Consider the following 26,647-nt stretch of genomic DNA (forward strand, 5'->3'; position numbering starts at 1 on the left):
TTTTGATTTTGGTGAAAAAGTAGGAAAGTAAATCTCAGCATTTCAATCAAATTTCATAATGTCGAAAATATTAAATCATAAAGGAAATGTACATATCGGTGCTATGCATTTACAAGAGAATGGAATAATCGGATATCATGAAGCAGTTGTATCGCAACTGCTTCTTATTGTGGACGGAGAAGGATATGTATGTGGAGCAGATAAAGAAAAAGTGAAGATGAAAGCGGGACAGGCTGTGTTTTGGGAGAAGGGCGAATTTCATGAAACGAGTACGGAAAAGGGATTGATGGCAATTGTAATTGAGTCGGAGGAACTTGAACAAGCGATATTAATGTCGGGGAGTTGTGAAAAATGATAATTAAGGCAAATCAAGAAGATACAAATGAAATATTAAGATATGCAGCTCAAGCGCTTTTTGAAGGCACGAGAGGAAATTGTCAATTAAGTACCGAGAAAGCGATTGAAATTACAAAGCCGATTGTAGAAAAAGGAGCATTTTATTTAATTATTAAAGAAGAAAATAAAGTAATGGGATGGATATTAATAGGGGAAAATACAGACTATTTTTCTCGTGAAAAACTTGGATTTATATATGAATTGTACGTTTTCCCAGAATATCGCGGGAAAGGATTATCGAGAGAACTGATGGAAGCTGGTATTAAGGAATTGAAGGAGAAGTATTCAGAAATTCGTTTGAATGTATTTGCTGGAAATTTTGCAAAAGAGATATATGAAGAGTTTGGTTTTGTTGAAAGACAGGTAATTATGACTTTGAAGTGAGAACATTAAGTAGGAGAAAAAATAAAAAAGGTCATTTAATATGAAGTGTGTCCTAAAAAGGTTAGGTGCAACAATTTTTCAAATCTAATAAATTGTTCAATGCATGTAAGGGTGCGCAGATTTACACTTTTATATCTTACTTATTTTCATTCTTCATATCCGTGATTTTATATATAAAATCAAAAAGTAGAAAGCTATAGCTCTCTACTTTATTTAGCAATGAATCGTTTAGCTTTAATTATATGTTTCATTTCTATACGAGGTGTTACACCTTGTACCCAATCGGGATCAAATTCTATCCAATCCTTATCTAGGCTTTGTAACCAATCAAAGTCAAAAATTCTGGGCCAGGTAGCTAATATTTTATCTTTTGGAAAACCTTCTGTTTCAAATTGATTCCATTCTTCCTCCGATTTAGCTATAGGACCATTATTTAAAATAGAGTGCCAAGTATTAAAACAAGACCAAAGAATATCTTCATCTGGTATGTCTAATGTAAGAATGACGCCTTTTTGACCTTTAGATAAAAGTGCTGGGCGGTTTTGATCAGGCCTTTTATTCCAAAACCATACAGGGTAAGTTCGACCATCATAATTAGGTATTCTCTCTTTCATCTGTTCCATCATCCATGCATATGGAGATTTGAAATGAGGCCAAACATATTTCTCATTTCCCTGATAAAAACCTTCTTCTTGCATTTTTCTATAAATGTGAAGTGGTTGTACAGTATATACTATCAAATAGACACTTCCAATCTAATCTAATTATGTAATGAATTTTTATTTACTTAATTATCTTGCATGGAAAAACACAAAATATCAAATTTGAAGTGCCCTTGAATTGTTAGAGACATCCTTACAATTCAAGGGCGTTTTTTTATTCTTGCGGAGATTATAAAAATATTTTTGAAATCAATATAAAATTTTATGTTTAGTTCACCAACTTTCGGAAAAACTAGGAAAGATATGACAAAGGAGGTTATGAACGGTGGATCATCCAATTCAAGGATTAATGAAAGCGGCAATGGAAAATTTAAAAGAAATGGTCGATGTAAATACGATTGTTGGAGAGCCTGTTCAAACGGCTGACGGTGGTGTGGTGTTAACGGTTTCTAAAGTAGCGTTCGGGTTTGGAGCAGGAGGTTCTGATTTCCAAACGAATGATGGACAAAGAGCGAACGGTAACCCTGCATTTGGTGGCGGTAGCGCAGGTGGTGTTTCTATTACACCAGTAGCATTTCTTGTGGTGAATAAAGATGGAGTAAATATTCTACATCTACAAAATGCGACACATTTAGCAGAAAAAATGATTGAATTAGCTCCACAAACAATTGATAAGATTCAATCGATGTTCCAAAAAGATGAAAAGAAAGAGGGAAATCATCATCCTCAAAACCCAGATGAAATCCTTTAAAAACGCCTGCTCACGAGCAGGTGTTTTTTCTTGTAATCACTATGTAATAAAACACATGAAATTGTAAATAGTTTTTGAATTTTTTTCTATGTTTCTAAAATTTTTCATGTTAAAATATGCTATAGAATTGAAACATATAAAACGAAGGTGGCTAGGTGCTTTGTCTGGAGGATCTGACCAAGTAAAGAATATGATATATATTAATGGTAATCGTCGGGGTCATTGTTTTATTACATCAGGAATTACGTTTAAAGAGTTTGCAAGTAACATCCCTTCACCGCTTCATCAAGTGTTGCTTTTGAAGCACAACTTTGAATGGACAGATTTTCACTATCATACTTTATTTGAATATGTTGAGGAAGAAAATATACATAAGTTAATTCAAGCAGAGATTGATGAATTTGATGAATTTTGTTGGGTAGATTTTGATGATGCAAGCGATTTAGATGAACTAGAGCCAAAAGAAATTGCAGAGCTTTTATATTTGGCTCACAAAAAAGAACCACTTGCAAGAACATTCTTTCCGCTATTGAAAAATAGATTTGTTTATTTTTCACATGATGACGGATGGTACAACAAAGTGTATTATCGTAGAATTGCTGACTTTGTAGGAATGTTAAGTAAAGTCATTCCTTATAAACTCGGTGCTTTCGGTAAGAAACGTTTTTCTTTGTTCCAAAAATCAAAAATTTTCCCAGCAATTTCGAAAGAATTGATCATGGGGCTTATTCCATTAATGGAAGATGGTCTTTATATTGATCTAGCAGGGAAAATTGAGTCAAGAAGGGGTCTTGAAATTCCGGTATATGTAGTTGGTTCGTATGAAAGTACGGATGAGGTACTAGATAATATCGATGAATTGAAAGAAGAAGCAACAGAGACAGGTTGGCTCATTTTTGATAAGAAAGAACAAGAATGGCAATGGGTTGTGGACTAAGAAAACTTGGCGCATGAAGTCAAGTTTTCTTGTCATTTGAAAGGAGTACAAATGAAGAAATATTATACAATTGTGGGTATTGTAAGTATTATTCTCGTGGCGATTTTACTTATTACTTGTCCGAAAGAATCAGATTTTAAAGTGTATGTAGAGGATAAGTATGCATTGAAATGTGATGAGAGTAGTTTTGAATGCACACAAAATGTAGATGGTAAAAAAGAAAAATTAAAATTTGAAAGTACAGATGCACGAAATGGTGTATTCTTTATGACTGTAAAGCAAACATTTAAAACTGAAGCTGATGTTACGAAAGAATATAGCGGAGTAGGAATGTTTGGTACATTTCTTTTTGTTTCAGAGAAGACTTTCTAGCAATAGAAGGTCTTTTTCTTATGCTTATGTTCATATAGATGAAGTAAGACAAGCATAGGAGGGGTAGTAATGAAGAATACATGTATCGTTTGCGGTGGTGAGGAGTTTTTTTCCTCCACTTTGTATGCACGTACGAAACAAGATTGGGCATATGCACAAAATATGTATCGATTTGAAAAGGTGTTTATTGAGCATCGGGATGAAGAGAATTATCCAGTGTTTCAAGAAATTACAGCGAAACATTGCTGTGGATGCGGTCATATTATGTTGTATCACGAATGAACACACCAAGTATAACTTGGTGTGTTTTTTTTAAAACGCTGACAAAGCAAGCGGATAGAGTAAAGTAAATAAAACAGAAAAACTTCCAAAACCAATTGCAGTATATCCAAGTGTTCTTGCTCCGAAATTGACAGCTAATAAGCCGACTAAAATCGCAAGAGAGCCGAGTGTAACCGGATAAAATGCAATTGAGAAAAGCGAAAGAAATAAAGCGACATAGCCTACCATTGCACCGGTATTTGTACCTTCTATTTCATTTGCAATTTCTTTACGCTTATGTCTAATCGGAATGCCAGCTGGTGATATTTCAGCTGCATACTCTTCGTTTTTTTCACCACTTTTAAAATGATGATTTCTCTTTCTTCGCATGTACATCCCTCTCTTTCAATTGGGTGTACCTATAGTATCTTACATAAAGAGAAGAACATGAGTATGAGTTAAACCCAAGTAAAGCAAAAATTGGAGAATAAAGATTCCATTATTAGCTTGTACATCTCCTAATGAAGATAAACAGGAATTTTGGAAAATGATGTAGAATGAAATGAGTGATAAAACGTGAAGGCAGGGGAATGTATGACGAAATTTAATTGGCATGAATCAGCAGAGAAAAAATGGGATAGTAGTGCAGAATTTTGGACTCAGAATAGTCAGGAGATGTGGGACAGCGGGAGCAGAAGTACAATTATTCCATTTTTTGAACAGTATGTGAAGAAAGAAGCTCAGGTGCTTGATGTTGGTTGTGGGGATGGATACGGTACATATAAATTAAGTCGAGCGGGCTATAAAGCAGTTGGAGTAGATTTATCAGAAGTAATGATTCAAAAAGGGAAGGAGCGCGGAGAAGGACCGAATTTATCTTTTATAAAAGGAGATCTTTCTTCCTTACCATTTGAAAATGAGCAATTTGAATCAATTATGGCAATTAACTCTTTAGAATGGACCGAGGAGCCATTACGAGCATTAAATGAGATAAAGCGCGTTTTAAAAAGCGATGGGTATGCATGTATTGCAATTTTAGGACCGACAGCCAAGCCTCGAGAGAACAGTTATCCTCGTTTATACGGCAAAGACGTTGTTTGTAATACGATGATGCCGTGGGAATTTGAACAGTTAGCGAAAGAACAAGGTTTTGAAGTGGTAGATGGCATCGGTGTATATAAGCGCGGAGTAAATGAGAAGATGCTAGGTCAACTACCTATCGAATTACAACAATCGTTAACATTCTTATGGGTATTTATGTTAAAAAACGCATAAAGAAATGAAAGAATTTTTAGGAGGTAAATAAGTGCAGAAAATACAAAAAACTGATACAATATCATCAGAACCAATTAAAGGGGGACTAGGGTATATGACAACTACTACAACAGTTAAATCCGACATTGAAATCGCACAAGAAGCGAGTATGAAGAAGATTCAAGAAATTGCAGCTGAATTAAATATTTTAGAAGATGAATTAGAGCCATACGGGCATTATAAAGGTAAGTTATCTCTTGACATTTTTAAGCGCTTACAGAACGAGAAAGACGGTAAAGTTGTTTTAGTAACAGCGATTAACCCAACTCCAGCTGGAGAAGGTAAATCAACAGTAACAGTTGGTTTAGGTCAAGCTTTTAATAAAATTGGTAAGAAAACAGTAATTGCACTTCGCGAACCATCTCTTGGACCAACGATGGGACTAAAAGGCGGAGCAGCAGGTGGTGGTTTTTCACAGGTAGTACCTATGGAAGACATTAACCTTCACTTTACTGGAGATATCCATGCGATCACAACTGCTAATAACGCGTTAGCGGCGTTTATTGATAATCATATCCAACAAGGAAACACACTTGGAATTGATACGCGCAAAATCGTTTGGAAACGCTGTGTTGACTTAAATGATCGTGCCCTACGTAACGTAGTAATTGGTCTTGGTGGACCAGTTCAAGGTGTACCACGTGAAGACGGTTTCGATATTACAGTAGCATCTGAAATTATGGCCGTATTCTGCCTTGCAACAGATATTCAAGATTTAAAAGCACGTCTATCTCGCATTGTTGTTGCTTACAACTTTGCAAATCAACCTGTAACGGTTAAAGATTTAGGTGTAGAAGGTGCGTTAACATTACTACTAAAAGACGCATTAAAACCAAACTTAGTACAAACGTTAGAAAATACACCTGCTATCATTCACGGCGGACCATTTGCGAATATTGCTCACGGCTGTAACAGTGTTATCGCTACAACAGTGGCAGCAAAATTAGGTGATTATGTTATTACAGAAGCTGGATTTGGTGCAGATTTAGGTGCTGAGAAGTTTTTAGATATTAAAGCTCGTGCAGCTGGCATTAAACCAGAAGCAGTTGTTATTGTTGCGACTATTCGCGCGCTTAAAATGCATGGCGGCGTAGCAAAAGACCAATTAAAAGAAGAAAATGTAGATGCACTAGCAAAAGGTATGGAAAACTTACAGAAGCATGTTGAAACAATTCAAAGCTTCGGTGTGCCTTTCGTAATTGCAATTAATAAATTCATTACAGATACAGATGCAGAAGTTGCATACTTACAAGAGTGGTGTAATGAGCGTGGCTATGCAGTATCCTTAACAGAAGTTTGGGAGAAAGGTGGCCAAGGCGGAGTTGACCTTGCTGAGAAAGTGTTAAAAGAAATTGAAAAAGGTGAGAACAACTACGCACCACTTTATGAATTAGAATTACCATTAGAAGAAAAAATTCGTACGATTGCTCAAAAGGTGTACGGCGCAAAAGATATTGAATTTGCTCCGAAAGCACGTAAGCAATTAGCTCAATATGAAGGAGAAGGTTGGAGTAACCTACCAGTTTGTATGGCGAAAACACAATATTCTCTTTCTGACGATGCAACGAAATTAGGTCGCCCATCTGACTTTATCGTTACAATTCGTGAGTTAAAACCATCTATTGGTGCAGGGTTTATTGTTGCGTTAACAGGAACAATGTTAACAATGCCAGGCCTTCCAAAACAGCCAGCAGCACTACAAATGGATGTAAATGAAGATGGAAAAGCAGTAGGTTTATTCTAAAAGGTTGTAATTCATCTCGTTTATCTGTAAACTATATATACATCAAGTGGCGCCTTTCCATCGAAAGGCGCCTGTTTTTTGGAGGAAATTATGTTTGATCCAACTGCTTTTGATAATTTAAAAGTAATCGTAGAAGGCGCTGTTTATGATTTTGATTTACATGGAGATATTCTTGTAACAGATCGAAAGGATATGATGGACCTTGCTTCATTAAGTCGTATATATCATATTTCATTTCAACTAACAGAACCATTAGAGTTAGTAGAAGCAACATTTTCACTATCTGTGGATGCAAAGAACTTGTCTGGTGAAATATTAGAAGTACCACAATTTACACCAGGTTGCGAAATGAAGTTAGCATTTTCATTCCCGATAGAAAAGCCAGAGGTAGTATGCGAGGAAATAGAAACTTTCATGCATTCTATATGGGGAAAAGAAAGAATGATTACGCAAAAACTTTCATACGAATATAATAAGCAAGCGATTTCATATCATAATAAGGTAGAGGTTTTATTTCAAAAAGCGATTACAGAAGACCATGTTGATGATTTAATAGCTGTTATTTCACACATGATAGAAACGGTGCGAACAATACAACATTTTCTTCAAAAATAGAGATAAAGGAGAAAAACAAATGATAAAAGATATGCAACCATTTTTACAACAAGCTTGGGAGAAGGCTGGTTTTAAAGAATTAACTGAAATTCAAAAACAAGCGATTCCAACTATTTTAGAAGGACAAGACGTTATAGCTGAATCTCCAACTGGAACAGGAAAAACATTAGCGTACTTATTACCCCTTTTACATAAAATTAATCCTGAAGTAAAACAACCACAAGTTGTTGTTTTAGCGCCAACACGTGAGCTTGTCATGCAAATTCACGAAGAGGTTCAAAAGTTTACAGCAGGGACTGAAATTTCAGGGGCATCTTTAATTGGTGGTGCAGATATTAAGCGCCAAGTTGAAAAATTAAAGAAACACCCGAGAGTAATTGTCGGTTCACCAGGACGTATTTTAGAATTAATTCGAATGAAAAAGCTAAAGATGCATGAAGTGAAAACGATTGTATTTGATGAGTTTGATCAAATTGTAAAACAAAAGATGATGGGCGCAGTACAAGATGTAATTAAATCTACAATGCGAGATCGTCAATTAGTATTCTTCTCGGCGACAATTACAAAAGCGGCAGAAGATGCTGCACGTGATTTAGCAGTTGAACCACAATTAGTACGTATAACACGTGCAGAGTCAAAAAGCTTAGTTGAGCATACGTATATCATTTGTGAGCGACGCGAAAAAAATGATTACGTAAGAAGAATTATGCATATGGGCGATGTAAAAGCAGTTGCTTTCTTAAATGACCCATTCCGTTTAGATGAAATTACTCAGAAATTGCAATTCCGTAAAATGAAAGCAGCAGCTCTTCATTCAGAGGCAAGTAAGCAAGAGCGTGAAGCAACGATGCGTGCTTTCCGCAGCGGGAAATTAGAAATTCTACTTGCTACTGATATTGCAGCACGCGGTATTGATATCGATGATTTAACACATGTAATTCACTTAGAGTTACCAGACACAGTAGACCAATATATTCACCGCTCAGGACGTACAGGACGTATGGGTAAAGAAGGAACAGTCGTTTCTCTTGTAACAGAACAAGAAGAGCGTAAATTACTTCAATTTGCAAAAAAACTAGGTATCGTGTTTACGAAGCAAGAAATGTTCAACGGATCATTTGTAGAAACGAAACCGAAAGCACCAAAGAAAAAGAAACCAGCATTTACTGGGAAGAAAAAGCCTAGATAAGTGATGGGGAAGGCGTAACTATTTGTAGTTACGTCTTTTTGATTGTAATTGAATGAAAAAGGAATAATAATAGTACCTGTAGAAACCTACAGAGAATATAAAAACCATTAGGGGGAAAAACGATGATTCATAAAGTCGGTCAAATTATGTTATATGTAAACAATCAAGATGAGGCGGCCAATTTTTGGACAGAAAAGGTAGGGTTTCATGTAATTGCAGAGGAAGATAATAAGCAAGGAATGAGATGGATTGAAATCGCTCCGAAAAGCGGTGCAGAAACGAGCATTATATTACATAATAAAGAAGTGATTTCTAAGATGAGTCCAGAATTAAATCTTGGTACACCATCTTTAATGTTCTTCTCGGAAAACCTTGATCAATTATATACAGATTTAAAAAATAAAAATGTTACTGTTGGCGAAATGGTAACTATGCCTTCTGGTAAAGTGTTTAACTTTGCTGATAGTGAAGGCAATTATTTTGCGGTTATGGAAAAGAACAAATAATAATATTGTTTTGTGAAAATCCCCCTCAAATATATTGAGGGGGATTACATGTTTGAAGGGGATTTTTCATTAGAGAGTTGATTAATATAAAATACGCCTTTTTCAATAGCTGTCTCAATATAACCAACGATTTGATTAAACGTAAACACTTGTAAGTCTTCATGCAAATGTTGCTCTGGATACAACATATCTTCAAAAAGATACTTTCGAAAAGCTAATACGTTTTCTTTAGAAAGCTCTTCAATATCCATAATGTGAACCTCTTGATTGAGAAGAGAGAAGAGTTGTTGTTCTTTATCGTAATGATGAAGCAACTTTGCATTTAACAATTTAAAATCGTTATAGTACATAGGTGCGATCGTTTCGTCATTTTCTATTCTATTTTTTAGCCAAGGTAGAAAAAAGCCACTTAGCCAATTATCATCGGCAATGAGATGGGTGTAATAACCTAAGAGAAAAGGGGAATCCATATGAACTTTATATTTTTGAAAAAAAGAATTGAAATCTATCCTTCTCGTATAGTTTTTCGTTGTGCCAGCGTAAAAGTGTGAAGCGCCTTTTTCTTCTGCTGAATGAACAGCATCAGGGGCTACACCTCCAAGTATGAAAGAAGTTTTATCTTGAATAGATAATTTCTCGGCAATCCTGTTAGCAATAATAGCATGCATAATTCGTGATCCCATGAATGACACCTCGGTTTCAAGTATTCATTTCAGGAAGAGGACTGGACAGCTAGTATGACTTTCCCTGTACTTTTTCTACTTTCGACCCATTCATGTGCTTTCCCTGCATCTTGAAGTGGAAAAGATTTCGTAGCCTTAATTTGCAAACTTCCATCACGCAAATAACGGAAAACTTCATTTGCAGTTCTTTGGAGGAGTTCAGGACGTTTTTTTCGTGTAGTACCAAAGCTAAAACCAAGTATAGAGCGGCAACTTGCATGTAAATCTTTCGTTTGGAAGTTGCCAATTTCACCACTGGCATTTCCGAAATGAACGAGGCGACCATAATAAGCAAGACATTTTAAACTTCTTTCCGAAACCGTTCCAGACATAGAATCTAAAATTACATCGACCCCTTCACCATTTGTCAGCTCATTGACCTTCTCTACAAAATCCTCATTTTGATGACAAATAACATAATCAGCTCCAGCGTCTAAAGCGATTTTACTTTTCGATTCATTTCCGACAGTACCGATAACAGTTCCAGCCCCTAATAGTTTTGCAAGTTGAATCGCTGTAGTACCAATTCCACCAGCCGCTGCATGAATGAGTACAGAATCATCTTGTTGAAGTCTTGCAACATTTGCGAGTAAATTAAAGCTTGTAAAAGATACAATCGGACAAGCAGCTGCAGTTTGAAAATCGACTTTATCAGGTAAACCGAAAGTAAGGTTTTCGTTTGCGACAGCGTATTCTGCGTAAGATCCATTTTGAGGAAAAGCAATGACTCGCTGACCAGGATGAATATTTTTAACTTGAGAACCGACACGTTCTACAATACCAGCGACATCTATCCCTGGTATAAAAGGTAGTGCTGTATTTCCTTTTTTTCCATAACGGGACTTAATATCAGCGAAATTTACACTAGTAGCAACAACGCGAATCAAAACTTGATCTTCTGAAATAGTCGGTATATCCACATCTGTATATTTCATCACTTCAGGACCGCCGAACGACGTTACAATGATAGCTTTCATTATATATCCTCCTAAAATCGATTATATAAATCATTTTAAATCGTCATTAGAAATTGGAAAATTATATAATAGTTATGTGTGATTATAAGTGAAGCTTATGAACTGATTGAATCATTATATTAATTTATATAAAAAAACTTTTGAAAAATCGAACGAAATATCAATTACTTGCCAATATAAAGTGTAAGACAAAGGAGGGAAGGTAAATGAAGGATGAAACATTGTATACAAATTTAATCCAATTAACTTTATCAGGCAATAAAGAGGCGTATGGCGAATAGTATGATAAAACGATTCAAGAAGTATATAAAACAGCACACTTTTTAATAGGTGATAAAACGGATGTAGATGATGTCGTTCAAGAAATATACATACAGCTATATGAATCGCTTCGTAAGTATGATAGCGAGAAGTCATTTCGCCCTTGGCTAATTGGACTTGCGATTAAACAAATTCACTCTTATAGAAGAAAGAGGTGGATGCGACTACGGATTATAAAAAAAGCAGAAGAGCAAAGAAAACCAGTACAAATTGATTTTTCTAACGATGTTGTAAGTAAAATATCAAACAAAAAACTAATCGAACTCATTCATAAATTACCGTATAAATTGAAACAAGTTATTATCTTAAGATACTTACACGATTATTCACAAGAAGAAGTAGCACAAATATTACATATTCCAATTGGTACTGTGAAATCTAGAATTCACGCAGCATTAAAAAAACTACGTCAAAAAGAGCAAGTAGAAGAAATCTTTTTAGGAGAGGTAGGGGGAATGTGAAATGAGTTTAGATTGCAGAGTTAGAGAATCTATACAAGAAGAAGCGAAGGGGATTATCGCCCCGCCGGATTTAAAAGAGAAAGTAATTATTCAGATTAAAATGAATCGCGGGGGGAACAAAAGGAAGAAGCGCCTTATTGCAGGAGTGCTTGCGGCAGCATTTTTACTCCCAACGACTGGTTTTGCGTATCAATCTATTATGGCGGATGGTATATACGGATCGTTTGAGAATTTAAAAAAACATGCTGGAGCAATGACGTTAGAAGCATATATGCGTTTTAATGCAAAATTATCAGAAGCGAAAGATGAAATGGGTGCGAAGGAATATGAAGAATTTACAAAAGAACTAAAAAAATTAACAAATGCAAAGCTTGCGTACGGGGATTCGAACGGTAATATTGATTATGATCAATTATCACCAGAAAAAAGAGAAGAAATGAAAAAGGTAAGTATGGGGCTTCAACCATACTTTGATAAATTAAATGGTCATAAATCTAGTAAAGAAATATTAACACAAGAAGAATTTGATCACTATATGGAAGCATTAATGACACATGAAATCGTACGAGTGAAGACAAAATCAACTGGTGGAATGAAAGTAGAAGACGTACCTGAGGCGTACAAAGAAAGATTTATTCAAGCAGAGCAGTTTATGGAGTATGTAGATGAAAAGGTGAGATAAGTAAAAAAGCTCATAGCCTAAGCTGTGAGCTTTTCTTATTGAAATGTAAATATATTAACCACCTATTCCTTTTGCTAGCAATAGGAAGTATACAACTACTAATATTACGCCATTTAATGCAGTACCAACTATTCCGAATAACCAATTCTTTGATGCGATTGCAAATATAATACCGAGTAATGAAAGTATACCTAGGATTGCAATAATTAAAGTTAAATTTGCATGAGGCCCTCTTAAAATAAAGAAAGAACATACACTCCCGATAAACGTTAGAAATGAGAAAGCCCCTAATCTATACATAGTAAGTCTCCCTTGGCTAAAATGTAATTTGATTTAATGTACGATATTCTTTAGTTTAACATAAATTCCCTTTTATACATTAAATATATAAATAATAAAAACGAGTAAAAAATCTGAGTGATTTCATACTCGTTTTTGCTATTTATTAAATTTCCTTACTGCATGTATGCCGACTCTTACGAGTAATAGTGTACTTATAAATAAAGCGCCGTAACCAACTACTATAAAAAAATTGGTCATCAATTATATTTTTTTATAGTTGCATAATCTTTTTGTATAAAACAATCTAAAAGGGAATAGCCAGCTATTAAACTAATAATCGTAACAAAAGTCGTATTTATAAGAATAATATTAGTTAAATAAGGTAGGTATGCACCAACTGGTGAAAAGAGTAGAGCTGGAGAAAAGGAAATGAATAGCGTAGGCACAGTAATAGCGATAAATTTATCCGGTTGAAAGCGCCAGTTTTGTTTACTTGTTTCTCGATTAATGGATTGAAGGAATCGTAATAAAATGCCAACTATAAGAGGGAAGAGTGTAAAGTAGAATAATCTTGGATAAACGTTAAAACTCACCTGCGCATCTGTATCTAAATAAAATTGAATTTTCACTCCGACAAATAATAATAAGACGATAAATAATGTAAAGCAGAGGTATAGCATCACTTTTTGCATTGCATTCCACCATCCTTTACTCAAAATATATTCAAAAAAAGAAGAGATATACAATAACTACTGTTGTATATCTCTTCTTTTACTGTTAGTTAATAGTGGAGTTTGCCTTTTCTTGCTTCGTGAAATAATCAATAATGCCCATCGCGCTAATTTCTATATCTAGATGTAAAATGTTATAAACGGAATGATCTGATGGAACGTTTAACATTGTAAGGTGAGAAGAAATCTTATCCATTAATACAATTTGTAAAGCTTTAGTCGCTGCATCGAAATCATTATACTGTTCAAAGACCTCTTTACCAGTATGAACGAAAATAGGTAGCCAATGTTCCAGTTGGTTGTATACTTCTGTAACATTGGATGATGCACCGTAATGGCCGAAATAAATAGTATCTACATTCATACTTTGAATATGATTTTTAGAAGCAATCATCGCATCTGGTTGGAATTGTGAAGGAGACGTTGATGGTAGATATAGTTCTACACCAAGGTCTGCGAGTTCTCTATAATAAATTCCAATTGTATCGCCAGTGAAAATACCGTTTGTTAATGAATCATGAATGCTAATATGGTGCTTAGCATGTCCCGGTGTATCGTAAAATGTAAGTGTACGGTCTGCGGCAATTTTTAACGTATCACCATGTTGTACAATACGAACACGTTCTTCTTCTATAGGAAGAATTGGATCAAATAGTTTATCGAAATCTTCTTTGTATACAGCTTTTGCGCCTAAAATGAGTTTTGTTGGATCAATCATATGACGAGCACCGCGAGAATGCACATATAAAGTAGCGTTTGGGCATTTTTCCATCATTAAACCAGCAGCACCGGCGTGATCTAAATGAACATGTGTAACGATAATGTTTTTAACTTCGTTTAAATCAATATGTAATTGTTGTAAGCCGTCTAAAATATACGGAAGAGAAGGGGCTGCACAAGTTTCAATTAAAGTAATATCGTCACCTAATAAAACGTACGTACCAGTTCGTTCATTATGTTGTAAATCGAAATCATCAATAAGATATAGGTGAGAAGATAATTGCTCTACTTTTTTCATCTTTACCACTCCTTATATACGGTATGTAACTATTATACGCTAAAAATACAAAAAGGCAGAAAACGAAAGTTTCGTCTTCTGCCTTTTTAAAGTGTTGTTATTTTGTTTGTTCTTTATTGATAGACATAACAAACAGTCCAACAATGCCACCAACGATTGGAAGCATAATCTCTCCTGCTAAATTAAAGTAGGAGCTTAAAAATAAACCATTAACATCGATTACCCAGCCAATCACATACAATAACATCATATATAGTACGAAATAAAACTCGCGATTTGAAATCGTTTCATGTTGTGCAGTTTTCATAATGAACACCATCCTTTTCTTTTATAATGGAATATAAACTGTCACATTTTGTTCACAAATCAATTGTAAAACTTTCCAACATAAAAGTCTAGTAGTTTGTGTCGAATTTTCGAACGAAAATAAAGCGTTATCATTTTTGTGGTAAATACGTAATAAGAGCTGTATATTCACGAATGTAGTATAGTATAAACATAGAATGATAGTGAAGAGAGGGGCAAGGACAATGACAGTTTATGATTTTTCAGCTAAAACGATAACAGGAGAAGATAAGTCGTTAAAAGATTACGAAGGAAAAGCACTTCTTATTGTAAATGTAGCTAGCAAGTGTGGTTTTACACCGCAATATAAAGGGTTACAAGAAGTATATGATAAGTATAAAGACCAAGGATTAGAAATACTCGGTTTCCCTTGTAACCAATTTGGAGGACAAGAACCAGGTACAGAAGCAGATATTACTAGTTTTTGTGAGTTAAACTTCGGTGTAAATTTCCCGATGTTTGCAAAACTCGATGTAAAAGGTGACAAGGCTCATCCTCTGTATACATATATGACAGAACAAGCACCAGGTTTACTCGGTATGAAAGCAGTGAAATGGAATTTTACGAAGTTTTTAATTGGAAAAGACGGGAAAGTAGTAGGGCGTTTTGCGCCGCAGACGAAGCCGGTAGATTTAGAGGTTGAGATTGAGAAGGTACTTGGAGAATAAATAGAAGTTTCCCTTTATTAAAAAAGCCTCAAAGAACTACCTTGTTCTTTGAGGCTTTTTCCTTCAACTCATATTATCAAGATTAAATCACTGAATGGAAGTCATTTGATTTTGGCGGAGAAGCTGCTTTTTTCATAAGAATTTCCCATAACTGTACGGATTTTTCCCATTCTGCTGCGGATTGTCCCTTTTGATACATAGCGTTCTCATAACTGAAAGTAAGTTGTTGCATATGAGCCGAGTTGTAAAGTGTATCGATGTGGAGTGCATATTCTCGGAATGTTTGACTTTCACCTCGTCGTATACCGATTCGCGCAAATTGTTTTAAAAGTGCACCGTAAGCTTTGCTATAAACAGCATCATCTTTTCGGTATTTATAGAAAAGAATGATAAAAAATGTAATCCATTTCATTCTAGTAGCGAAGAGAGTGTATCCTATAATACTAATTAGTATCGAAGAAAGGAATACGTACCACCAAGAAAATCTATTTTTAGCATTTGTAATCTTCTTAGTAGGAGCTTCTTCTGTATTTTCTATTAAACTTTTAAGCTTTGCTTCATTGTTTCTTTGGTGCATTTGCGCGTTTTGAGAATTAGTTTCTTCGCTATTTTGTATAGTAGGAGCAGGAGTATTATTTGTGAAATTATAGGGATTAGTAAATCCTTTTGTTGGTTCGAATGGAATCCATCCGTATCCAGGGAAATATACTTCGACCCAAGAGTGTGCGTTATCGTTCGCGATTTTATAAACATCCTCGCCTTCAGCACCCACAAGCGTATTATCAAGAGTTCCTTCTGTATACCCTTTTACCCAGCGAGCAGGAATCCCGGCAGAACGAAGTAACACGATCATAGACGTCGAGAAATTATTACAGTAGCCGCTTTTTGTATCAAAAAGGAATTGATCTACATAATCTTGGTTTTGGGCAGGGAACGAGACATTCATTGTTTCATATACGAAAGAATGGTCGGTGAAGTAATTTTCAATAGCTAATGCTTTATCATATCGGTTGTCTTTATCATTTGTTAGATTAGCAGCTAAGTCTTTTACTCGCTGCGGTAATGATCTGGGAAGTTGCGTGTACTTTGTCATGAAATAAGGATTTGTTTCTTGGCCTTCATTCGTTTTTACAACTTTCAAGTTTTCTATGGAAAATTCCGGGACCTCATATGTTACTTTATATGAATGTAAAGTAGTAGAAGAACCTCCATCCATCGTATAAATTTTTTCTGAAAATGGGTCAACACTGTATGATACATTAGAAGAAGCTTCAACTGATACTAGCCCTGCTGGATAGGTAAGGTGAGGATAACTTTTTTGCATGGTAATTGTCGCCTCAGTTGCCTCTGTTTTTGTATTTTGTTCGTACCAGCTCACGACGTCATTTTTATTTTTAAAAGAAACATTTTTTTGATTTTCAGAAACTTCCCAGCCTTTTCCTGTATAAAAATCTTTCGTTTCGACTCTCCAATATTGTTTGTTTTGCGTTTGTGCTGTGAAAACAATTGTAGGATCAGCCTTAAAAGGACCACCTAATCTCGAGTCATCTAAACCATACCCAATTTTAGAAACTTCTTGCTGTTTACTTGCTTCGGATGTGTTGAATTTTAAAAAATCCATTGGGTTTGGCCATTGAGGACCAAATTTTGGAGCGAAGTATGCGATGGTTGCTGACAATACAATAAACACTGTAAGAGGTCTAAGTAATTTTGAGATTTCTCTAGCATAATGTTGTAAGTGTTCCATCTCTTTTATTCGTTCTATGCGAAGAAGACTAAGCATAAAAAAGCCGATGACAACAGTACGAATAATAGCGAAGTTTGCATTGTATAAATGTAAGTTATGAAAAACGGTGATATAAATAATAGTCAATATAAGAAATAGCAGCCCACGTTTTTTATGAATCATCCAAAAAGAAATGAAAGCACTTAAAAACCAAAATGATAAAAAAAATAAAAGTGTTGGAAAAACTGGAGAGATATCCAGCAAATTCCCTTGAAATAACAGGGAGGAATTTTGAGAAATATCAGTGAAAAATTTCGTTAGCCAAGATGGATTTATAAAAGCATTTTTATAATATAGGAAATGAATGATGAATAAAATCGTGATAATCTTTATTGGAATCTGCCACTTTGTTTGAAAAAAAGAGAGGGTGAAGCAAATTCCTATAAATATTACAAAAACGTCTAATCTACCTACGTTTGTAATACCTAGAAGGGGTCTTAGCCATTCTAGTAAAAGTAGAAATGCGCATGCATGCATGAAGAATCTACTCATATCCCATTGTTTTTTTGTTTGTAATGTTATCATTTGCTCACCTCAAAAAATACGTTTGTATAGCGGTTTTCATAAACAGCTTTTACAAATATTTTTCGTTTTTGTAGAGTTTCTAGAATACTGAGTTCTCGATGTGAGAGTTGATTCGGTTTTTCTTTTACGACAAACACCATTAATTTTCTATTTTTAATAGCAGCATGGTCAGCCGCCTTTTGAATATCGGGAGAAAGATCGCTTGTCACGAGTATAATCGTGACAGGCTCATAAATTTTTCTTAATTCCATTTCTACACTCCGGGAGAGTGGGAATACACTATCTGCTTGTACTTTCGCTAAATGACAAAAGATTTGATGCAACTGACTATCTCCATTGTCTAAAGGGAAAAAAGTTCGTTCTTTTCCGACAGATACGAATGACGCTGGTGAATTTTGCTTCAAGACAGACCTGACAATAGAGGCAGTAAAGGTGACGACTGATTCGAATAGAGGGGATGGGGTTCTGTCCATGAACATCATAATATTATGGCTACGCTGTTGTTCAAACTCTTTCGTCATAATGGTGTTTGTTCGTGCAGTTGCATTCCAATCAATCCATGAAAAGCGGTCACCAGGTTTATAGTCTCTCACACCGACAGAAATGGTAGAGTCTTTTACTAAATTTATATTTGCTGAAAGTGCTCCTTGTTCGAAATGATTTTCCATTTGTCGATATGTTATATCTACATACTGAGGATAGACTAAAAATGTATCTGGAACTGAAAAAGTTATTTCTTTCGCCATCATTCCGAATAAATCACCAGTTTTGACACGTACGCTTGAAAAAGTGTGCTCTCCTCTAGGGATTGTGTCTATAGCATATTGAAACGAAATCTTTCGTTTCAATCCTGGAAAGAGTATAACCTTATTTATCTTCGTTTGTTTACAATTTGTAAATTGTGATGGTAGCACATCTTCTATAATTAAATAAAGTAAGGGAAAAGGAAAACTTCTTTTTATTGTAATCGTACTTAAAAATAGTTCTCCTGCTACATATTCAGCTTGATTTGTTATTCGTTTTACTTCGGCGTTCCGTAAAGCATAGAAGGGGAGCAGTAGTGAATAAAGACCAATAGGAATCGCACTGTAAAACAAAAACCAACTTACAAATCCTCCTTGAAGCATAGCGTATACAAATGTTAAGACTAGACATAATGGAATGAGTGATAACTTAGTAAAATGATAGAGTGCTCGTAGTATCCGTTTCATCAAAGGTTCATTTTCCTTTGAGTAGGTACGGTAGTTCGCGCAACGATCTTTGCGATGACTTGTTCGCCTGTTATTCCTTCAAATTTTGCTTCCATTTTTAAAATGAGTCTGTGAGCCAACACGTAAGGAGCTAAAAATTTAACATCGTCTGGAATAACATAATTTCTTCCATGGATGAATGCATAAGCTTGTGAAGCTTTCATTAAAGCGATCGAGCCACGCGGACTTGCACCAAGTTGTATAGAACTATAAGAACGCGTCTGACTAACAAGCTTTACAATGTAATGCTTGATTGCTTTGTCCATACTTACTTCCCGTACGATTTGTTGTAAATAAAGTAATTCTTCTATTGTAGTAATAGCTTGCAAATGAGAGAGGGGATTTGTTTTTTCCATTCGGTTTAAAATTTCAAATTCTTCTTCTGGTGTAGGATATCCCATTTTTAATTTCAATAAGAAACGATCGAGCTGTGCTTCCGGTAAAGGATATGTTCCCTCATATTCGACCGGATTTTGTGTAGCCATTACAAAGAACGGTTTTGGTAACGGTCTAGTCATGCCATCTATTGTAATATTGCCTTCTTCCATACTTTCAAGTAAGGCAGATTGTGTTTTTGGTGATGTACGATTAATTTCATCAGCAAGTATAAAATTCCCCATGATTGGTCCAGGTTTGAACTCAAATTGGAGCTCTTTTGGATTATAAATAGAAACACCTGTTACATCTGATGGCAGTAAATCAGGTGTAAATTGAATGCGCTTGTAATCAGCATCTATAGATTTAGAGAGAGCACGTACTAACATTGTTTTTCCGACACCAGGAACATCTTCTAATAGTACATGCCCTTCAGCTAATAGGGCTGTCAAAGCTAAGATCGTTTCTTTTCGTTTTCCGACCATTAACTTTTCAATATTGGTAATTATTTTTTCTATAATGGGATGTAATGAATCGAGCTGGTGCATCGTAATCCTCCTAATTTTATTATCGTTTTCTAATCTCTTTAGTGGACAATAGAATTTATAATTCTATGTGTGGGTAGTAAAACTTCTATCTTAAATTCTGAGAATATTCAGATTATTTATTGTGATTACATCTAGTATAATTGTTTCCGTAACTTAGGGCAATATGGTAAATAATGATTTCTAGTTTTATGTGAAAAGAGAAGCGGATAGGAAATTTAGTTATTTGGATTGAGAGGGTGATGAAGCATAAATAAAAACAGGACATGAGCATTGCTACTCATGTCCTGTTTTTATTTATGACTTTGTAATAGCACGCGGAAATAAAATGTTATTTTCTAAATGAATATGCTCAAATAAATCAGACTCTAGCGATTCAAGACGTTGGTACACAAGTCGATAAGTGCCGCATGCTCCTTCTGGAGGAGTAAAGTCATTTGTCACTTTACGAAGTTCTTTTATAATATTTCCAGCATGAGTGTGCTCATTTTCTAGTTCATCTACTACTTTACGTAACTTTGCATAGTTTTCATCAATTGGATTTTGTTCAAATTCTAAAATTAATGGAAAATCTTCCGTTTCTTCTTTAATTAAATGCTGTTCTAATTCCATTTTAAGTTCATGAAATAGCTTATGAATTTGAGCTAAATGAGGCTGATTTGCTCCATGAACGCGTAATACTTTCGTCACATATGGGCTTAGCTGTGGCAACTCTTCATTTAAATAGCGATGATGTTTATTAATTACATAATCAATCAATTCGCGATAAGAAGCATTTTTCCAATCAATTTCAGATTCATTTAATCGTTTCGTATTATGATAAAGCGTATTTAACTCTGTAATTACTTCAGAAGCTGATAAATTTCTTTCATGAATTGCATCAATAAGTGGCTTATTACCACCACAACAAAAATCTATTCTATATGATTTAAAGAGATCACTAGCTTTCGGAAATTGTGTAACAATCTCACCAACAATTGAAGTTTCAGTAAATGTATGTTCCATATGAATGCCTCCATAAAGTTTTAATATAGTATCTAAATTAAGAATAGCGATAAATGAAAAACAATGTGGTGATTGAAATCACTTATAATGTGTCAGTTTTGAGAATAATAAATTGAGTTTTAGAAAAAGAGAGGGAGAGTAGGTAATTAATTGCAATACTATTTGATGTAAAAAAGAAGCTTACTAGAAGCTTCTTTTTTATTACTATTTTTCACATGCGACTCCATCGCCATCACGATCAAGGTGAGAGCTATATCCTGGTTGATCTCTATATAATGGAGCTTTTCCAGCAGCTCTAACTGCAGCGCAATTTTTGTAGTATGCATTACTAGTATTTCCGGAAGCAGGTTGTGTTTGAGCTTGCTGTGCTTTTTTCTGTTCCTCTTGTTGTTTACGAACTTGTTCATCAGCCTGGCGTTTTTGTTCTTCTTGTTGTTTACGAGCCTGTTCATCAGCTAGACGTTTTTGCTCTTCTTGTTGTTTACGAGCTTGTTCATCAGCTAGACGTTTTTGCTCTTCTTGTTGTTTACGAGCTTGCTCTTCGGCTTGGCGTTTTTCATCCTCTTGCTTACGAGCTTGTTCTTCCGCTTGACGCTTCTCATCTTCTTGCTTTTGAGTTTTTTCGTCCGCTTCTTTCTTTTCTAATTCTTTTTTCTTCTCGCTCTCTTTTTGTTCTGCATTGTTAGAAGCAACTTTTTTACTAGTGGCTGCCGTCTTTTCAGAAGAAGGAGCTGAAATACTTGATAATGCAACAAAAATGACAAATAAAATAGCAGTGATAATAAATTGTTTTTTTGCTACACCTGTCTTTTTAATTACGGATAAGATTGCTAGAACAAGGAAAAAAATAAATAAAATGAAACTTAAAGTAGCAAAAAAATCGATGACTGGGTGTTCAGATTTTGTAGTGCCCATTCCTATTAAGAGAATTGAAATCATAAAAAGAATAACAGTAGGACGACCATATTGTTTTGCTGTTCCATTTTTCTTAAAGAATGAAATGATACATAGTATTAAAAGAATAAAAGCAATAAAAAATAAAGCTGTACCAATATTACTCAAAATCGCCATTTTTATACCTCTATTTGTAAGATTTTCACTATTGATTATATAGGAACTTATTGGATATTACACGATTTATATAAATTTAGAAAATTAGTATTTTTAATAGACTTATAAACATTTATTTTGTATATAAGGAAAAATAGATATATTTCCTATTACATTTTTAAATAGAATTCATAAAGTATAATATAACGATTGAAAGGAGGGGGTTTAAATGGAATTTCAATTATTGGTAACTTGCATATTACAAGAAAGTAATGCTTTCTTTTTAGTAACGAAAGTAGACGATGTTATTACGTTAAAAGTACCGATTACTGCGGGAGTAGCAGGTTTATTCTTAGCTTTAGGTGTACCAAGATGTTCTTAATTTAAATTTCTAGAGTAGAAGGGAAGGGATATACCTTTCTCTTCTACTCTTACATAATATGATTATGTAAACTAATATATTGTTTTGTAATAGCACGTTTAAAATGGACATGCATATACTATAATGTTTCATTGGATGTTAGTGATGAAAGGTAGTTTTCACACGTGCATGTAATGATGTTCATTAAGTTATGAAATTAAAGAGGTGCTATTATATATGAAAAGAAGAACATTTGATATTCCAGTTACATTACGAAGAGAGTGGTTTTTAATAGAATTAGCCCATTTAACGAAAAAATATGGAATTGAAATTGCAACTAGCAAAATGGAAGCTGCACCGTTTTTAAGAGATCAAGTTACGGAATCAAAAATAGGGTCAGGGCTCCAATATGATAAATATGATGATGAGTATATCATTGAAAATTAAAGGGTAACAGCAAAAAAGATTCGTTATAACAAAATATAAAATAAAGCAGATTCTAAATGTGGAATCTGCTTTATTATGAAATACTTCTAGTCAACTAGCCTCTTTCTAGTGTTTTCCCTACATATTTCCCTTGCGTTATTCCAAAAGATTCACGAAGAATGCGAGCATAATCTTTTGATTCTATTGGTCGTTTATTTTTGGTGCCTTTAAAGGTTTCTGTATAATTTTTATTTGTTAATGATACGTGACCATAATCAGTTAATTTACAAGTAATAGCGCCTTTATTAAAAGGAGATTCTTTATGCTCTACAATTATTTTTTGAATGTTATTCACTTTTTTTTCATCTATTGGATCTAAAGTGAAAGCATAGCCTATTTTCCATTTATGTGAAGGTTCAGATTGCAAGAAGTTTGTAGATTCCCCGTTAGCCCCTTTTTTCATTTCTAAAATGTGTGTACCTTTTCGGGTAGTTCGTTTGCGGATTCGATATTCTCCCGTTTGAGAAGAGATGACTTCTCCGCTAAAAGGGACTGGATGTAAAGGGAGATGAGATGCAAAACCTGCATCTATAACATAATCTTTATGATTATGATTTAATATGATAATGACATGACCATCATCGGGTTTCCATTTATTATCGTAAAGATCATAAACAGTACCGGCTACTTTATATACTTGAAAACCACAATCCATTAAAAAGTAATACAATAAGGAGTTTAATTCATAACAAAGACCGCCGCGTTTTTGAATAAGTAACTTTTCTACTAAATTCTTTTTTGAGATGTTTTTAATAGTACCAGCTATAATATCAAGATTTTCATAGGGGAGAATCAATCCCATTTTTAAGAGGATTTCATCTAAATCATCAAATGTTATTTCTTTTGCAGGAATTTTTAATCGTTTAAAAAACTCCTTTTGTAACTTGGTCATCATAAAGCATTCTCCTTTCTTTTTGCAGAATTTTCTTCTGCTCACCGCTAGGTTAGTACTTCTAAAAGTTTAATTCAAGTCTGAAAAAATTATCATAATATATGTTTCTGGAAAAAATATTTTTTATTCTGAAATTTCAGTTTAATTATTGATCGTAGGAAAGTCTTGCAATATAAGCTTCTATTTCTTTAGTTTGTATGTAATTAAATAAAAGTACATATCTTCATTAATCTTTTTTATAATTAGCTGGTAATAAAGTGTTTTTTTACTAAAGTTTTTTCAAGATTTGTATACTTTATATAAACAATGATGGTTTAGGGATATTTGGATTTAGTACAGTTAAAAATTATTGAGAAACTTTTTTGTAGTGTTCTCTCAAAAGGAAGAGATAGAAACAAAGAGAATAACGTGTGTTAAGGAAGAGGGTGTACTAGTAATCTTTTGAAAATAGGGCAAGATCTTGTTTAAGTAAAAAGATTATCTATTATTAAGAGAGAAGATAAAAAATATTACAAAGAGCACCTTCTTTCAAAAAAAGTAGAGGGAATAACATGCGATTGATGAGAAGATGTGTTACTTTACTAATTGTATTTTTTATCATGGCTCCAATGATTAGCACGAATGTACGGGCAGAAGTTGTAAAAGAGCTTGGAAAGGGATTTCCTGATACAGAAGTATTTACACCTGGAGAATGGTTTTTAGGGCAAAAACCTGCTAATTATGATGAGAATAAGCCTCCAATTCTCTTTGTACAAGGGAGGAATGGGAATGCTGATAGTTGGTATGGAAAGACAGTGTATCACGATATAAATGATATGTATGACTATGCTTTAAAAGCAGGTTATCAAACAGTATTTATCCAATTATATGATGCCGCCGGGAAAGGATCAGCTAGTCAGTGGGATAACGGAAAATTGTTAGCACAAAAATTAGAAGAAATATATAATCATTTCGGTAAAAAAGTTAATATTGTTGCACATAGTAAAGGCGGTATCGATACACAAGCTGCGTTAGTAGGATATGGTGCAAATCGATTTGTCGGAAATGTTATTACGCTTGCGACGCCACATCATGGTTCAAATTTAGCGGATTTATCATATAGTTGGTGGGCAGGATGGCTGGCTTCTATATTAGGTCAAAAAGATGAGGGTACGTATTCATTACAAATGGGCGAAATGGCAAAATTTCGTTCAACGATTGATAATAATCCAGCAGCTAAATTAAATCGTTATTATACGGCTACTGGGACTAGCTGGGGACCAGTATTTTCTGCGCTATCTATGGGCGGGTTATATTTGTCATCATACGGTTCAAATGATGGACTAGTAAATGAGTGGAGTGCTAAGTTGCCGTATGGAACACATTTATTTACAGATTCCAAATTTGATCATGATAATATACGAAAAGGATCTGCTGTTTTCTCTCGAATTGAACCATATTTACGTACAGCAAATGTAGCCGTACCAGCTTTAGTAGCATCCAGCACTAGTTCAAATGAATATATAGAACAATTAAATACAACTTCAAATCAAAATATTTTAGGAGGAGAATTGCCAAAAAATCAGTGGATTGAGCAAACCGTTACAGTTGATAAAAAGGCTGAAGGAATCGTTTCTATATTAACAGCGTATTCTGATGTAGAAGTACAAATGATATCTCCAAAAGGAAAAATGTATACAAATAAGGACAGCGCTATAACTACCGGTGAAGGTGAATCTTTCTTTGGTGGTGCGACTATTAGAACATTTAAATTTGATAAAATGGATGTAGGAGAATGGAAAGTTAAAATGATGGCGAAGCAGTCGAAAGATGCATTTTTAATTGTAAGCGATTACAAGGGTGACGCGCCATTTATTCTCCAAATGCCTACAAAAGTTAAAGCGAATAAATCTGAGTATAAATTGAAAAAATCACCTGTGGCACCTGAAATGAAAGGGGATCTTTCTATAACGGTAAGAGTCGTGAATAAAGAAGGGAAACTAGTCTCTGAATACAATGAATTACAAAATGGTAATAACAATACGTTTACTGGTGCTTTGAAGGACATAAAGCAACCAGGAGTATATAACGTTACGATGGATATAAAAGGGACGAATAAAGAAGGACAACCGTATAATCGTACAATTGTTAAGTCGGTTTATGTGGAGAAGTAAGAAAGAATGAGAAGTTTTTAATATAAAAAGTACCGAACTTTTGTAGTAGAAGAGTTCGGTACTTTTTTCATGTTTATTAGATGAACAGAAACGTACAATGGAATTTATGTTTGATTATAGGAATCAAAAGAACATTATTCAATAAAAAAAGATGCTGAAATAGCATCTGAACGTGAAGAGGATTATTAACTTAGTTTTATAACTGTTAATTCAACTGAATTAATACCATTATCACAAGTTGCAATACTTTGACGATTAAAACCACTATTATTTTTCAGTTGAAGAGTGGAATTAGCTGTCACTGTAACAATCGTTTCGCCTGCTAGTTGAAGACATTCGTTATTTGATGAAGTATTCATTTGGAAAGCGAAATCACCTTGACTATTAGCAAGTGGATTATTATTTAAAAATATAGTCATGACTGGAATATGTGGAAATACAGGAATTGAAGTAGTGTTAATCGTTGAAATGAAAGAAACTCTATAATCACCAGCTTGACTAAATTGTATAGTAGTAGGATTTAGTAAGGAAACTCCTCCTGCTATAGGACCAACGTGATTAAATGGAAAAGGATCTCCAAAAGGAACTGTTATAAACTCAGTTTGCCAAAAAGTGCCGTATGCGGGACAGCTTTTTTTACAGGAACTAGAAGAGGAATTGCATGAGCATTTTTTATATGAGCTAGAAGAAGATTTACATGAACATTTTTTATTGGAGTTTGAAGAATGATAGTACGAACCCAATATATTACCCCCTATTATGAATGAAGTGTATACTCGTAGTATTTTATGCCTGTCTTATATAAAAGGTGATAGATTTGGAGTATAAAGTGCTAATACGATGAAATATAGTAATAGAATAGTAGATGTAACAATTTTGGA

At 34.4% G+C, this 26,647-nt stretch carries 31 protein-coding genes and 1 pseudogene; 17 read left to right on the forward strand and 15 right to left on the reverse strand.

The genetic code is table 11. The features are described from left to right. Positions 1–31: 31 nt before the first annotated feature. Both KZZ19_RS10215 and KZZ19_RS10220 read left to right on the forward strand, forming a co-directional pair. Positions 32–355: a cupin domain-containing protein gene (locus tag KZZ19_RS10215; protein ID WP_237981139.1), complete on the forward strand. Its 324-nt coding sequence runs from the start codon at positions 32–34 to the stop codon at positions 353–355. Continuing rightward, positions 352–780, forward strand: coding sequence for a GNAT family N-acetyltransferase (locus KZZ19_RS10220; RefSeq protein WP_237980988.1), 429 nt, complete (start codon positions 352–354; stop codon positions 778–780). The genes KZZ19_RS10215 and KZZ19_RS10220 overlap by 4 nt, the downstream gene beginning before the upstream one ends. A 209-nt stretch (positions 781–989) precedes the next feature. On the opposite strand, the gene KZZ19_RS10225 is transcribed toward KZZ19_RS10220, so the two are convergent. Continuing rightward, positions 990–1,520, reverse strand: coding sequence for a DUF3841 domain-containing protein (locus tag KZZ19_RS10225; protein WP_237980989.1), 531 nt, complete (start codon positions 1,518–1,520; stop codon positions 990–992). 247 nt (positions 1,521–1,767) lie between these two features. On the opposite strand from KZZ19_RS10225, the gene ytfJ reads away from it, so the two are divergent. The 4 genes from ytfJ (at position 1,768) to KZZ19_RS10245 (ending at position 3,784) form a co-directional block, all read left to right on the forward strand. Further along, a complete protein-coding gene (gene ytfJ, locus KZZ19_RS10230; protein ID WP_000349987.1) occupies positions 1,768–2,193 on the forward strand; it encodes a GerW family sporulation protein in 426 nt (141 codons plus the stop codon). 160 nt (positions 2,194–2,353) lie between these two features. Continuing rightward, the gene (locus tag KZZ19_RS10235; protein WP_061678612.1) at positions 2,354–3,130 is read left to right on the forward strand and encodes a hypothetical protein; all 777 of its coding nucleotides are present in this window, start codon (positions 2,354–2,356) and stop codon (positions 3,128–3,130) included. Between the two features lie 51 nt (positions 3,131–3,181). Further along, positions 3,182–3,502, forward strand: a complete 321-nt coding sequence (locus KZZ19_RS10240) for a hypothetical protein (protein ID WP_061678611.1) — start codon at positions 3,182–3,184, stop codon at positions 3,500–3,502. A 69-nt stretch (positions 3,503–3,571) separates the two neighbouring features. Next, the gene (locus tag KZZ19_RS10245) at positions 3,572–3,784 is read left to right on the forward strand and encodes a hypothetical protein (RefSeq protein WP_000798748.1); all 213 of its coding nucleotides are present in this window, start codon (positions 3,572–3,574) and stop codon (positions 3,782–3,784) included. A gap of 30 nt (positions 3,785–3,814) precedes the next feature. Here the strand turns inward: KZZ19_RS10245 and KZZ19_RS10250 are convergent, their stop codons facing one another. Next, on the reverse strand, positions 3,815–4,153 hold the full coding sequence (locus KZZ19_RS10250) for a hypothetical protein (protein ID WP_001253201.1): 339 nt from the start codon (positions 4,151–4,153) through the stop codon (positions 3,815–3,817). Between the two features lie 204 nt (positions 4,154–4,357). Here KZZ19_RS10250 and KZZ19_RS10255 point away from each other — a divergent pair, with 204 nt between their 5' ends. From KZZ19_RS10255 to KZZ19_RS10275, 5 genes are all read left to right on the forward strand, one after another. Continuing rightward, positions 4,358–5,038, forward strand: a complete 681-nt coding sequence (locus KZZ19_RS10255; protein ID WP_071721661.1) for a class I SAM-dependent methyltransferase — start codon at positions 4,358–4,360, stop codon at positions 5,036–5,038. Between the two features lie 94 nt (positions 5,039–5,132). Continuing rightward, positions 5,133–6,821: a formate--tetrahydrofolate ligase gene (locus tag KZZ19_RS10260; RefSeq protein ID WP_265413071.1), complete on the forward strand. Its 1,689-nt coding sequence runs from the start codon at positions 5,133–5,135 to the stop codon at positions 6,819–6,821. 90 nt (positions 6,822–6,911) lie between these two features. Then, positions 6,912–7,436 carry a hypothetical protein gene (locus KZZ19_RS10265; protein WP_237980991.1) on the forward strand — a complete coding sequence of 175 codons (525 nt, stop codon included), beginning with the start codon at positions 6,912–6,914 and terminating at the stop codon, positions 7,434–7,436. Between the two features lie 19 nt (positions 7,437–7,455). Next, entirely contained in the window at positions 7,456–8,625 is a 1,170-nt protein-coding gene (locus KZZ19_RS10270) for a DEAD/DEAH box helicase (RefSeq protein WP_088096226.1), read from the forward strand. 122 nt (positions 8,626–8,747) lie between these two features. Continuing rightward, positions 8,748–9,131 (forward strand): VOC family protein, encoded by a 384-nt coding sequence (locus tag KZZ19_RS10275; protein ID WP_237980992.1) that lies wholly within the window; start codon positions 8,748–8,750, stop codon positions 9,129–9,131. A gap of 44 nt (positions 9,132–9,175) precedes the next feature. Here KZZ19_RS10275 and KZZ19_RS10280 read toward each other — a convergent pair whose 3' ends face one another. Next, entirely contained in the window at positions 9,176–9,814 is a 639-nt protein-coding gene (locus tag KZZ19_RS10280; RefSeq protein WP_237980993.1) for a zinc dependent phospholipase C family protein, read from the reverse strand. 29 nt (positions 9,815–9,843) lie between these two features. Then, positions 9,844–10,830, reverse strand: a complete 987-nt coding sequence (locus KZZ19_RS10285) for a quinone oxidoreductase family protein (protein WP_237980994.1) — start codon at positions 10,828–10,830, stop codon at positions 9,844–9,846. A gap of 206 nt (positions 10,831–11,036) precedes the next feature. Between KZZ19_RS10285 and KZZ19_RS10290 the strand changes: the two are divergent. Next, positions 11,037–11,612: pseudogene (locus KZZ19_RS10290) on the forward strand (sigma-70 family RNA polymerase sigma factor). 1 nt (position 11,613) lies between these two features. Next, the gene (locus KZZ19_RS10295) at positions 11,614–12,294 is read left to right on the forward strand and encodes a DUF3600 domain-containing protein (RefSeq protein WP_237980995.1); all 681 of its coding nucleotides are present in this window, start codon (positions 11,614–11,616) and stop codon (positions 12,292–12,294) included. A gap of 54 nt (positions 12,295–12,348) precedes the next feature. Here KZZ19_RS10295 and KZZ19_RS10300 read toward each other — a convergent pair whose 3' ends face one another. The 4 genes from KZZ19_RS10300 to KZZ19_RS10315 form a co-directional block, all read right to left on the reverse strand. Further along, complete coding sequence (locus KZZ19_RS10300; protein ID WP_098342844.1) at positions 12,349–12,594, reverse strand: hypothetical protein; 246 nt, start codon at positions 12,592–12,594, stop codon at positions 12,349–12,351. A 239-nt stretch (positions 12,595–12,833) separates the two neighbouring features. Then, positions 12,834–13,268: a hypothetical protein gene (locus KZZ19_RS10305; protein ID WP_098342846.1), complete on the reverse strand. Its 435-nt coding sequence runs from the start codon at positions 13,266–13,268 to the stop codon at positions 12,834–12,836. 85 nt (positions 13,269–13,353) lie between these two features. Beyond that, positions 13,354–14,325, reverse strand: coding sequence for an MBL fold metallo-hydrolase (locus tag KZZ19_RS10310; RefSeq protein WP_237980996.1), 972 nt, complete (start codon positions 14,323–14,325; stop codon positions 13,354–13,356). A 97-nt stretch (positions 14,326–14,422) separates the two neighbouring features. Beyond that, positions 14,423–14,632 carry a DUF3925 family protein gene (locus tag KZZ19_RS10315; protein WP_002127081.1) on the reverse strand — a complete coding sequence of 70 codons (210 nt, stop codon included), beginning with the start codon at positions 14,630–14,632 and terminating at the stop codon, positions 14,423–14,425. A gap of 223 nt (positions 14,633–14,855) precedes the next feature. On the opposite strand from KZZ19_RS10315, the gene bsaA reads away from it, so the two are divergent. Further along, positions 14,856–15,338 (forward strand): glutathione peroxidase, encoded by a 483-nt coding sequence (gene bsaA, locus KZZ19_RS10320; protein WP_348638034.1) that lies wholly within the window; start codon positions 14,856–14,858, stop codon positions 15,336–15,338. 82 nt (positions 15,339–15,420) lie between these two features. Here the strand turns inward: bsaA and KZZ19_RS10325 are convergent, their stop codons facing one another. From KZZ19_RS10325 to KZZ19_RS10345, 5 genes are all read right to left on the reverse strand, one after another. Beyond that, entirely contained in the window at positions 15,421–17,649 is a 2,229-nt protein-coding gene (locus tag KZZ19_RS10325) for a transglutaminase TgpA family protein (RefSeq protein ID WP_237980997.1), read from the reverse strand. Continuing rightward, positions 17,646–18,860: a DUF58 domain-containing protein gene (locus tag KZZ19_RS10330; protein ID WP_237981140.1), complete on the reverse strand. Its 1,215-nt coding sequence runs from the start codon at positions 18,858–18,860 to the stop codon at positions 17,646–17,648. Before KZZ19_RS10330 ends, KZZ19_RS10325 begins: the two co-directional genes overlap by 4 nt. Then, positions 18,860–19,822 (reverse strand): AAA family ATPase, encoded by a 963-nt coding sequence (locus KZZ19_RS10335; protein ID WP_098342850.1) that lies wholly within the window; start codon positions 19,820–19,822, stop codon positions 18,860–18,862. Before KZZ19_RS10335 ends, KZZ19_RS10330 begins: the two co-directional genes overlap by 1 nt. Before the next feature lie 294 nt (positions 19,823–20,116). Further along, positions 20,117–20,824, reverse strand: a complete 708-nt coding sequence (gene ric, locus KZZ19_RS10340; RefSeq protein ID WP_237980998.1) for an iron-sulfur cluster repair di-iron protein — start codon at positions 20,822–20,824, stop codon at positions 20,117–20,119. Between the two features lie 204 nt (positions 20,825–21,028). Next, the gene (locus KZZ19_RS10345; protein WP_237980999.1) at positions 21,029–21,895 is read right to left on the reverse strand and encodes an excalibur calcium-binding domain-containing protein; all 867 of its coding nucleotides are present in this window, start codon (positions 21,893–21,895) and stop codon (positions 21,029–21,031) included. A gap of 208 nt (positions 21,896–22,103) precedes the next feature. Here KZZ19_RS10345 and exsG point away from each other — a divergent pair, with 208 nt between their 5' ends. Together exsG and KZZ19_RS10355 are read left to right on the forward strand one after the other, a co-directional pair. Then, complete coding sequence (gene exsG / locus KZZ19_RS10350) at positions 22,104–22,256, forward strand: exosporium protein ExsG (protein ID WP_088063171.1); 153 nt, start codon at positions 22,104–22,106, stop codon at positions 22,254–22,256. Positions 22,257–22,472: 216 nt separating this feature from the next. Beyond that, a complete protein-coding gene (locus tag KZZ19_RS10355; protein WP_000830253.1) occupies positions 22,473–22,682 on the forward strand; it encodes a hypothetical protein in 210 nt (69 codons plus the stop codon). Positions 22,683–22,776: 94 nt separating this feature from the next. Here the strand turns inward: KZZ19_RS10355 and KZZ19_RS10360 are convergent, their stop codons facing one another. After that, entirely contained in the window at positions 22,777–23,616 is an 840-nt protein-coding gene (locus KZZ19_RS10360) for an arylamine N-acetyltransferase family protein (RefSeq protein ID WP_088096241.1), read from the reverse strand. A 548-nt stretch (positions 23,617–24,164) separates the two neighbouring features. On the opposite strand from KZZ19_RS10360, the gene KZZ19_RS10365 reads away from it, so the two are divergent. Beyond that, complete coding sequence (locus KZZ19_RS10365) at positions 24,165–25,766, forward strand: esterase/lipase family protein (protein ID WP_237981000.1); 1,602 nt, start codon at positions 24,165–24,167, stop codon at positions 25,764–25,766. Positions 25,767–25,951: 185 nt separating this feature from the next. Here KZZ19_RS10365 and KZZ19_RS10370 read toward each other — a convergent pair whose 3' ends face one another. After that, entirely contained in the window at positions 25,952–26,509 is a 558-nt protein-coding gene (locus tag KZZ19_RS10370; RefSeq protein WP_237981001.1) for a preprotein translocase, read from the reverse strand. Between the last annotated feature and the right edge of the window lie 138 nt (positions 26,510–26,647).

The organism is Bacillus thuringiensis, from assembly GCF_022095615.2.
In the GTDB taxonomy this organism is placed as follows: Bacteria; Bacillota; Bacilli; order Bacillales; family Bacillaceae_G; genus Bacillus_A; species Bacillus_A cereus_AG.

What these genes read in the sequence shown, in the direction of transcription:
- KZZ19_RS10220 (WP_237980988.1), top strand. Translation starts at nt 352, where the DNA reads ATGATAATTAAGGCAAATCAAGAAGATACAAATGAAATATTAAGATAT.
- KZZ19_RS10240 (WP_061678611.1), top strand. Translation starts at nt 3,182, where the DNA reads ATGAAGAAATATTATACAATTGTGGGTATTGTAAGTATTATTCTCGTG.
- KZZ19_RS10245 (WP_000798748.1), top strand. Translation starts at nt 3,572, where the DNA reads ATGAAGAATACATGTATCGTTTGCGGTGGTGAGGAGTTTTTTTCCTCC.
- KZZ19_RS10250 (WP_001253201.1), bottom strand. Translation starts at nt 4,153, where the DNA reads ATGCGAAGAAAGAGAAATCATCATTTTAAAAGTGGTGAAAAAAACGAA.
- KZZ19_RS10255 (WP_071721661.1), top strand. Translation starts at nt 4,358, where the DNA reads ATGACGAAATTTAATTGGCATGAATCAGCAGAGAAAAAATGGGATAGT.
- KZZ19_RS10260 (WP_265413071.1), top strand. Translation starts at nt 5,133, where the DNA reads ATGACAACTACTACAACAGTTAAATCCGACATTGAAATCGCACAAGAA.
- KZZ19_RS10265 (WP_237980991.1), top strand. Translation starts at nt 6,912, where the DNA reads ATGTTTGATCCAACTGCTTTTGATAATTTAAAAGTAATCGTAGAAGGC.
- KZZ19_RS10270 (WP_088096226.1), top strand. Translation starts at nt 7,456, where the DNA reads ATGATAAAAGATATGCAACCATTTTTACAACAAGCTTGGGAGAAGGCT.
- KZZ19_RS10275 (WP_237980992.1), top strand. Translation starts at nt 8,748, where the DNA reads ATGATTCATAAAGTCGGTCAAATTATGTTATATGTAAACAATCAAGAT.
- KZZ19_RS10280 (WP_237980993.1), bottom strand. Translation starts at nt 9,814, where the DNA reads ATGGGATCACGAATTATGCATGCTATTATTGCTAACAGGATTGCCGAG.
- KZZ19_RS10285 (WP_237980994.1), bottom strand. Translation starts at nt 10,830, where the DNA reads ATGAAAGCTATCATTGTAACGTCGTTCGGCGGTCCTGAAGTGATGAAA.
- KZZ19_RS10295 (WP_237980995.1), top strand. Translation starts at nt 11,614, where the DNA reads ATGAGTTTAGATTGCAGAGTTAGAGAATCTATACAAGAAGAAGCGAAG.
- KZZ19_RS10300 (WP_098342844.1), bottom strand. Translation starts at nt 12,594, where the DNA reads ATGTATAGATTAGGGGCTTTCTCATTTCTAACGTTTATCGGGAGTGTA.
- KZZ19_RS10305 (WP_098342846.1), bottom strand. Translation starts at nt 13,268, where the DNA reads ATGCAAAAAGTGATGCTATACCTCTGCTTTACATTATTTATCGTCTTA.
- KZZ19_RS10310 (WP_237980996.1), bottom strand. Translation starts at nt 14,325, where the DNA reads ATGAAAAAAGTAGAGCAATTATCTTCTCACCTATATCTTATTGATGAT.
- KZZ19_RS10315 (WP_002127081.1), bottom strand. Translation starts at nt 14,632, where the DNA reads ATGAAAACTGCACAACATGAAACGATTTCAAATCGCGAGTTTTATTTC.
- bsaA (WP_348638034.1), top strand. Translation starts at nt 14,856, where the DNA reads ATGACAGTTTATGATTTTTCAGCTAAAACGATAACAGGAGAAGATAAG.
- KZZ19_RS10325 (WP_237980997.1), bottom strand. Translation starts at nt 17,649, where the DNA reads ATGATAACATTACAAACAAAAAAACAATGGGATATGAGTAGATTCTTC.
- KZZ19_RS10330 (WP_237981140.1), bottom strand. Translation starts at nt 18,860, where the DNA reads ATGAAACGGATACTACGAGCACTCTATCATTTTACTAAGTTATCACTC.
- KZZ19_RS10335 (WP_098342850.1), bottom strand. Translation starts at nt 19,822, where the DNA reads ATGCACCAGCTCGATTCATTACATCCCATTATAGAAAAAATAATTACC.
- ric (WP_237980998.1), bottom strand. Translation starts at nt 20,824, where the DNA reads ATGGAACATACATTTACTGAAACTTCAATTGTTGGTGAGATTGTTACA.
- KZZ19_RS10345 (WP_237980999.1), bottom strand. Translation starts at nt 21,895, where the DNA reads ATGGCGATTTTGAGTAATATTGGTACAGCTTTATTTTTTATTGCTTTT.
- exsG (WP_088063171.1), top strand. Translation starts at nt 22,104, where the DNA reads ATGGAATTTCAATTATTGGTAACTTGCATATTACAAGAAAGTAATGCT.
- KZZ19_RS10355 (WP_000830253.1), top strand. Translation starts at nt 22,473, where the DNA reads ATGAAAAGAAGAACATTTGATATTCCAGTTACATTACGAAGAGAGTGG.
- KZZ19_RS10360 (WP_088096241.1), bottom strand. Translation starts at nt 23,616, where the DNA reads ATGATGACCAAGTTACAAAAGGAGTTTTTTAAACGATTAAAAATTCCT.
- KZZ19_RS10365 (WP_237981000.1), top strand. Translation starts at nt 24,165, where the DNA reads ATGCGATTGATGAGAAGATGTGTTACTTTACTAATTGTATTTTTTATC.